The organism is Anabaena sp. FACHB-1237 (assembly GCF_014696225.1).
In the GTDB taxonomy this organism is placed as follows: Bacteria; Cyanobacteriota; Cyanobacteriia; order Cyanobacteriales; family Nostocaceae; genus FACHB-1237.
Map to the genome: position 1 here is coordinate 1 of NZ_JACJPV010000078.1, position 8,209 is coordinate 8,209.

Genomic DNA, 8,209 nt, shown 5'->3' on the forward strand with positions numbered 1-8,209 from the left:
AGCATGGGAGCGGTTATCCCTCAGTAGACTTACACGCCTTAGCCAGACGCGATAAATTAATTTAATTGCGGCATTTAGATCCCTATCCATCTCAAAACCGCAGTTCTCACAGTGATAGATTCTTTCAGATAAAGAAAGATTTTCTTTTTTATATCCACAGTGAGAACAGGTTTTACTGGATGGATAAAAGTAAAAACGATGCCCCGACAAAGTCCTCTTGGCTGGAAGTTTCCCTTCTACATCCCATCTCTGCAAGGTCTTGACTGAAACTCCAATCTTTTTAGCAAATTCATGAGGCTTAAACATAAAATCACCCCTAGGTTTGTCTATGAGTGTACAGGTTTGTCTAAAATTGTCAACTTAGGACAATCTCTGACGCACCCTACAACAGATTTTTTAGTATGACGCTTGCGTAAGTCCTACTTTAGTAAATTTATGATTTAATCAGAACATATTGATACAAGTCCGGAATTTCAAAACATATAAGGTTGAGTAGATCCTCATGTAGATGGAATGTGCTGTAAGTAGGTAATTATTAGTAATTGTTAGCTTTTCAGTTAGTGTTCATTAACCCTAGCTGCAAGACAAGACTTTTTCATCAAACCACTAGATAAATGCTTGGCAAAATAATTCCGATATAGTTGACAACGGGGTAATACCCGATCGCCCTCAAAAGTAATTAATCCTAAACTTTCCAGTTTATGAGCATGAACCGGATCAATAACCAGACTTTCCTGAGTGGTAACAACTTCATTATATGTCTTAACTAAACCAGGATAACCTAACAATTGTACCCAATATTGCTGTAAGTGATAACGGTAAATCCCACCATTAGCGATCGCCTCTTTGATCAAGTTGGTTAAAGTAGTAGATCCACAGTAAAGATAATACAACGCCAGTTGTATCAGTGCTGGATGACCACCCACAAGAGACATTAACTCAGCCGATTCTTTTCCCACCGTCCACTTTAGCCCATATCGCCTAGCTAATTCTTCTATCTGTTCCTGAGTAAATTCTTGTAGACGAATAGGTAAGCCAATATTAAACGGATAGTAATTAATATTGAAACTCAGGTGTTCTTCTGTAGAATCAGCCACCACCAACCTCAAATTTTGCCATACTTTATTTTGTCGTGATTGTTCACACCAAAAACGCAACAAAAAGAAAAATTCCTGGGCAATATGAGGATATTCAAAAAATCGTTCTACCTCACTCAATACTAGAACTAGAGGACTATTAATTTGCTTGAGAATATAATGCTCCAAGTACAAGCTACAGGTTAACTTATAACCCACATCTTCATGAGAATGATCATAAACATTGGGGCACATACCTAATTTTATAGCGATTTGGCTACAAAAAGAACGCAAAAACTTATTTAAGTCAGTTAAGCAGTAACAATCTATCTCCGCAAAACTTAAATTTACAGTGTGATATCCCTGTGAATCTGCAAAAGCCAGAAGACGTAATATCAAGGAAGTTCTACCCATCTGTCTAGGAGCGATAATTTTGATTACAGAACCTGGTGTAGTCACCTCTCGATACATTAATTCTTCTACTGGTAAACGCTCTATATATATAGGAGAATCTAACGGTAGTGGCCCATCAGGATATGACCATAAAGAGCAACTTTCTCTTCTTAAACATATACTGTCTGATACACAATCTAGTATTGTTTTATTATCCTTATTATCGTCTTCCTGGAGAAAAATATAGTCCCCTGGCTCAATTTCTAAATTAAAGGCATTAAAACATAATTTTAAAGTTTTTTGGTCTACACCTTTATTAGCTGACCATAAGCGACTAATAGTTTTAGCAGAAAGTTTTGTATGGTATGATAAATCCTCCAAAGACAAGCGTTCACCTTGGTTTTCTGTAATTTCCCAAGATGATATAGCTTCTTGTAAGCGTTGCACTCCTTGAGGAGATAACAGCACACCTCGTTTCCTTTTTGTTTTAATTTCTTTTAAAATCATAAGCCAAAAATAAGTTAAAAATTCTATTAAATCAAATCAGTTCAGTGAATTTTGTTTAATTAAATACAGAGGAAAATTCCTTAACAATAGGCATATTCTGTGCCCATAAAATTTGATTCATTTGAATCCTATCAAACATTATAAAACAAAAATGATCGAAAAATCGCAAGTTTTTGAAAATTGAGACATAGAGGAAAGGCAATCTTCTAACTGTGGACTTATATCCGACATTCCACACTTTATAATAATAATATAGTATAATCATTTTCAAAAATTATATTGACAGGAACAACCAAATATGAGGTATGGTTTTCAGGCATTTTCACGTGATTTTTTGATGATTTTTGAGTGATCACTTCCCTTGCCGAAGACATCGTTATTAATCGGAAGTTAATCGCTAAAAGCCTGAAATGACGGATTTTCGTTCATTCACATCATGGTGAATTTGTACAGTGCGTAAGTCCTATAAATAATAAAAAATACAATTAAGGAAATATTCTCATATTACAACATGGAGTTGAGAACATAGGTTATAAGCTGTTGTGCATTAAAAATGCACAACAGCAAGTCAAAATTGAAGACACTTTCAGGCAACTTTTTTGTGAATTTCATAATACACAATCTAGCCACACATCAGCTTATTAATATGCTTTATACCAATTCCCTTTAAGATTACATTACAATTAATCTTAAATACCTTGTTTCCTTGCTATTTTGGGATTTATTTATAAAAATTAGGTTTCTGCAGAAATTTAATGTAAACAAATTAAAGCAAAATTTTATACGACTCTTTCCTGTTCCCCACATCCACAAAAAGACTTTTTCAGAGGACCCAAATTATCATGAGTTTGATAATTTAGCCAAAGTTTTAGAGGGTAATTCTCCAAAAAGTTGATAATAGTCATGAGCAAATTCTCCGCGATGAAAAAAACCAAAATCTTCAGCAAGATCATAAATAAATCTAAATTCAGAGTCTTTTTGCAATTCTTGATATAAGGCATTAAGGCGCAGCTTTTTAAAATAATTATGAGGAGAAATTTCATAAAAGTCCTTAAAGATATATTCTAAAGTTCTTTGACTCACACCTAATTCTTGACAAATCTCTGGAATAGTGAGATCATATCGCAGATTATTTCTCATCATATCTTCTGCTTGTTTTAAAATAGAACTGCGCTTGACGACATTTTTCTTATGTTTAACATCTTTAGCTTCTTCTAAAGTTAAAATGAACTTTTTGACAATTTCTTCTTCTAATATTTTCTTCATAAAGTTCAGCCTAAATGCTTTTCTATCTGAGGATATTGATGCACGATCTAAAGTAAATGCTATTTGATAAAGTTGATAACACAATTTATGCAAATTGTGAATTTTTTCTGGTGAGCAAATCACCAGAGAAACCTCATGACAATTTAAAAACTTTTTAGCTTCTGGTAAATCTAAAGTTGCACACAATTGATTGAGATAATTATCATTAACATAAAGATGAAAGCGATTAGAAAAAGGAGCTTGAAACACTGAAAATTCTATCTTAGGAGGAACAATCCCAATGTAATTATTTTGTAATTGATACAAATTTTGGAAAAAAACATAATTTGTCTGAGCAGGAATAGCAAAAACCCACATTTTAGAATCGCTTACTCCTACAACTTTAGTTAAACAATTACGTTGAGAGAACTCCAAGATTACTTTATCGACTATTAGTTTTGAAAGATACCCTTCAAAATGCTCACCACTAAGTTGTATAGCATACATATCTAAAAATTCTCGAATGTGGAAATAGCGAGAAAAGTCACAATGATACTCACTTTTAAATATTAGCTTATGAGAATCAATTAGAAGATTGGTTTTATTGTCAAAAGTAAACATCTACTATAACCCTATCATTACTACTGGTAAGAAATTAGATCTGTCTAAGAATTAAATGTGCCTGATTTAAAAGCTCCTACTGCTTGTTAAGCAGGGCATTTTCAAAGTCGTGGGTAAATAAGAAAAGAAAAGTGATATTTTATTGATAAAATCACAAAAAGATCACTATTTTTTGTCTTTTAAAATATGTTAAATAGTTTAATTTCTAAACTCAAAAAAGTCAAGGATTTTCCCAAAAGTCAAGGAAGAAGGCATGAGTTATGGATAGTCCTGACTATGATTATTTTAGCCTTATTAACAGGAAATTTTAGTTATAAGCTCATTAATAATCATGGCAGGATCAATATTTTGGAATCTCTGTTAATCTCAATAATTGATTCGGTGGAATTGAAATGAATGGAAAATATATAATACCTTAGCCTATGTTAGCAAGAAAATAACATACTGTTAAGAATGAATTAAATTGTTTATATGCATTTAAATTAGTTGTAACGTAAACCATCAAAAGCTATCAAATATCAAATAAGAGTCATATATAACCTTAACTATCTTAACTGTCCTTGCATTATTATCAAAAGTCTGGGAAAAAAGAGAAGTAAGGTAAAGTAAAGCATTACACATATTTTCTAAAACATAATATTGCTAGTGTTCTGAATAGGGGGACGTTAATCTTTGAAAATTTCACCATTTATGAATCCTCATCAAATAAAACATGAGGAGAAATAATGTCATTAATCAATCTTATCGCATTGTTGCTATTCCAGGTGAATGAATTAGACCAGAAGTTGTGGAGACTGCTTTAAAACTTTTGCAATAAGTAGGTAAACTTCAAGGATTTACATTGCAAATAAGTCTTTTTTTTCTCCCATACAAAAACCGAGCCTAATTAGCTAACTTAAAAACAAGTAAGTATTAATTATTGACCACATTACTAAAATTATCAATTTACATAAAAATATCATGGAAGAAGTGGTGATTAACACAAATAATACCTTTGATAATTTGCCTATTTTAACTGAAGCAGAAAAGCAGCAAATATTGGTGGAATGGAATAATACCAAACAAGATTACCATGAACATTTTTGCATACATGAATTATTTGCAGCACAAGTAGAAAACACTCCAGACAATATTGCTGTGGTGGTGAATGGGCAAAAACTAAGTTATCAAGAGTTAAATCACCAAGCCAACAAATTAGCTCATTATTTACAATCTTTAGGAGTAGGAACAGAAGTTTTAGTAGGGATTAGTCTTGAGCGTTCCTTAGAAATGATTATTGGGTTGCTGGGTATTCTCAAAGCAGGTGCAGCTTACGTACCACTAGATCCCACCTATCCTAAGGAGCGGATATCTTTCATAGTGGCGGATTGCCAAATAGAAATTCTATTGACACAACAAAAGTTTTTAGAAAACTTTACTGAAAGTCCAGTAAAAACAATTTGTTTAGATCAGCATTGGGAATTAATTGATGATCAAAATTCAGAAAATCCTACCAGCGATGTCACGGGAAAAAATCTAGCTTATGTGATTTATACATCTGGTTCTACAGGTACACCAAAAGGGGTTGCTGTACCCCATCGGGCGGTGAATCGCTTAGTATGTAATACCAATTATATACAGTTTACAACTAGCGATCGCACTGCCCAAGCTGCTAATACTTCATTTGATGCTGCTACTTTTGAAATTTGGGGTTCTTTATTGCATGGGGGTGCTTTAGTCTGTATTCCTCAAAATGTTCTACTTTCACCTTTGGATTTTGCAGCATACATCTGTGAACAAAGAATAAATATCTTATTCTTAACCACAGCTTTATTTAATCAATTAGCTAATGTTGTTCCTTATGCTTTTAAAGACTTGAGATATTTGTTATTTGGCGGTGAAGTTGTAGATCCAAGAGCAGTCAGAGCAGTGGTAACAAATGGTGCTCCAGAAAAATTATTGCACGTTTATGGACTGACAGAGAATACAACATACTCCTGTTTTTATCCGGTGGAAGAAATACCAGAGGGGGCGATAACAATACCTATTGGTCGCCCCATATCCAACACACAAATATATATACTTAACGACCAATTACAACCTGTTCCTGTAGGTACAGTAGGAGAAATATACATAGGTGGTGATGGTTTAGCACGAGGGTATCTCAACCGTCCTGAGTTAACAGCACAAAAGTTTATTTCTAATCCCTTTGCACAATCAGCGGTAAGTAAATTATATAAAACAGGAGATTTAGCCCGTTACTTACCAGATGGGAATATTGAGTTTTTAGGGCGAGTTGATAATCAAGTCAAGATACGAGGTTTCCGTGTTGAATTAGAAGAAGTTGAGGCGGCTTTAATTCAACATCCAAGTATACGACAAACAGTGGTGGCTGTCTGTGAAGATATACCTGGAGATAAAAGGTTAGTTGCTTATGTTGTACCTGATCAAAAATCCCCATTAACTACCATAATTTTAACAAGATTCCTCGAAGATAAGCTACCTCCTTACATGATACCAACGGCTTGGATGCTGCTGGACTCTTTGCCATTGACTCCGAATGGTAAGGTCGACCGTCAGAGTTTGCCAAGACACACACGCACACGCCCAGATTTGGAAGAATCTTTTATTGCACCCCGTAACTCTATTGAAGAGGAGTTAGGAATCCACTGGGTTCAGTTATTAGGACTAGATGTAGTGGGGGTCAATGATAACTTTTTCTGTTTGGGTGGTCACTCTTTGATTATGACGCAAATGATTTCTCGTGTGAGGGAAATTTTCGGTGTTAATATATCTTTTACTCAAGTATTTAGTAACCCTACCATAGCTGCTGTAGCTGAACTTATTGCCCAAGGTGGCGAAAAAACTCAATGGGAACGCTCAACTATTAAACGCATTTCCCATCAAGGATTTGTACCAGCTTCTTTTTCCCAGGATCGCATTTATTTTGTCCATAAGTTAGCAGCAGAAAATAGTGCCTACCAATTCCAAGCTAGGATAGACATTAGAGGTAATTTGGATGTTAAGGCACTGCAATCCTCTTTAGATGAGATTGTCAGACGGCATGAAATCTTTAGGACAACTTATAAGGAAGAAGATGGTAGGTTGTATCAGGTAATTCACCCTTATCCAGGAGCCGCTTTTAGATTTGTTGATTTACGGTCAATTCCTCAAGATGAGAGAGAAGTAGAGGCACAAAAATTAGCGGAGGCAGAAGTTCTCACTCATTTGGACCTGACTCAATTACCAATAGTGCAATGGGCGGTATTTCAGGTTACTGATCAGGATTATATATTTACTCATGTAGAACATCATGTAGCACATGATGGTTGGTCTTTTAATGTCTTTTTAAGTGAGTTAGTGAAGCTGTATGAGGCTTTTTCTAGTGGTAAACCTTCTCCACTGCCGGAGTTAAGCTATCAGTTTGCGGATTTTGCTATTTGGCAGCGTGAATGGGTAAAAACACAAGAGGCTCAATCTCAATTAGTGTATTGGCAAGAAAAGTTAGCCGGGATTCCGCCTTTATTGGAATTACCTTGCGATCGCCCACGCCCCAAGGAGCAAACTTATAATGGCGAACACGCCAGGATGGAGTTGCCAGTTCATTTGTGTGAATCTCTCAGGGTATTCAGTTATCAGCAAGGTGCAACTTTATTTATGACTATGCTGGAGGCTTTTATCATTTTGCTACATCACTACGTTGGACAAGATGATATTTTTATCGGTTCTGCGGTAGCTAATCGCCGGATGCACCAAATGGAGAAGATCATGGGTATGATTGTTAATAATTTGGTTCTACGCACTGATGTTTCTGGTAATCCTACGGTACGGGAGTTGCTTCACCGTGTGCGTAAAGTAACGATTGAAGCTTATGCTAATGAAGATATACCTTTTGATAAAGTGGTAGAGGCGATTAAGCCGGTTCGCAATTTGAGTCATAATCCTTTGTTTCAGGTGATGTTTAGCTTCCATGACTCTGCCAAACCCTGTTTAATTTTCCCTGGTTTGGATGTAACTTTGCATGAATCAGTTAGTAATAGGTCTGCTAAGTTTGATCTTGATTTCCTGGTTATTCCTAGATTTGAACAAAGTGTACAGTACGGATCTAGAATGGGATCCAGAGGTATTACTTTAGTTTTGGAATATAATAGTGATTTGTTTGATGCTGAAACTGTTGAAGTAATGCTAGAGCAGTATGAACAAGTATTAATGCAGATGATTGCTAACCCTGATCAGAGAGTTGGTGAGATATCTCTGGTGAGAGTTAAAGATAGAAAGTAAATTACCAAGACATACTATACATAGCTAGACATCCTGTGGTATGATAGAACAAGTAAAAAACTTAGCTATCAGATGACAGTAAATTATGTACCTCCAAGAGTCGCTGC

General features: G+C 35.1%; 5 protein-coding genes. 2 read left to right on the forward strand and 3 right to left on the reverse strand.

Annotation, left to right across the window (positions count from 1 at the left end; all coding sequences use genetic code 11):
- From H6F32_RS20775 to H6F32_RS19915, 3 genes are all read right to left on the reverse strand, one after another.
- On the reverse strand, nucleotides 1–306 hold a 306-nt coding region (locus tag H6F32_RS20775; protein ID WP_242031205.1), incomplete at its 3' end, for a zinc ribbon domain-containing protein.
- Between the two features lie 251 nt (nucleotides 307–557).
- A complete protein-coding gene (locus H6F32_RS19910) occupies nucleotides 558–1,976 on the reverse strand; it encodes an AAA-like domain-containing protein (protein WP_190371004.1) in 1,419 nt (472 codons plus the stop codon).
- 840 nt (nucleotides 1,977–2,816) lie between these two features.
- A complete protein-coding gene (locus H6F32_RS19915; protein ID WP_199294650.1) occupies nucleotides 2,817–3,599 on the reverse strand; it encodes a helix-turn-helix domain-containing protein in 783 nt (260 codons plus the stop codon).
- A gap of 429 nt (nucleotides 3,600–4,028) precedes the next feature.
- Between H6F32_RS19915 and H6F32_RS21015 the strand changes: the two genes are divergently transcribed.
- Together H6F32_RS21015 and H6F32_RS19925 are read left to right on the forward strand one after the other, a co-directional pair.
- Nucleotides 4,029–4,238: a hypothetical protein gene (locus H6F32_RS21015; RefSeq protein WP_190371006.1), complete on the forward strand. Its 210-nt coding sequence runs from the start codon at nucleotides 4,029–4,031 to the stop codon at nucleotides 4,236–4,238.
- Between the two features lie 564 nt (nucleotides 4,239–4,802).
- Nucleotides 4,803–8,102, forward strand: coding sequence for an amino acid adenylation domain-containing protein (locus H6F32_RS19925; protein ID WP_242031206.1), 3,300 nt, complete (start codon nucleotides 4,803–4,805; stop codon nucleotides 8,100–8,102).
- Nucleotides 8,103–8,209 lie beyond the last annotated feature (107 nt).

Excerpts from the sequence above, each read along its gene's own strand:
- H6F32_RS19910 (WP_190371004.1), bottom strand. The coding sequence starts at position 1,976 with ATGATTTTAAAAGAAATTAAAACAAAAAGGAAACGAGGTGTGCTGTTA.
- H6F32_RS19915 (WP_199294650.1), bottom strand. The coding sequence starts at position 3,599 with ATGTGGGTTTTTGCTATTCCTGCTCAGACAAATTATGTTTTTTTCCAA.
- H6F32_RS21015 (WP_190371006.1), top strand. The coding sequence starts at position 4,029 with ATGTTAAATAGTTTAATTTCTAAACTCAAAAAAGTCAAGGATTTTCCC.
- H6F32_RS19925 (WP_242031206.1), top strand. The coding sequence starts at position 4,803 with ATGGAAGAAGTGGTGATTAACACAAATAATACCTTTGATAATTTGCCT.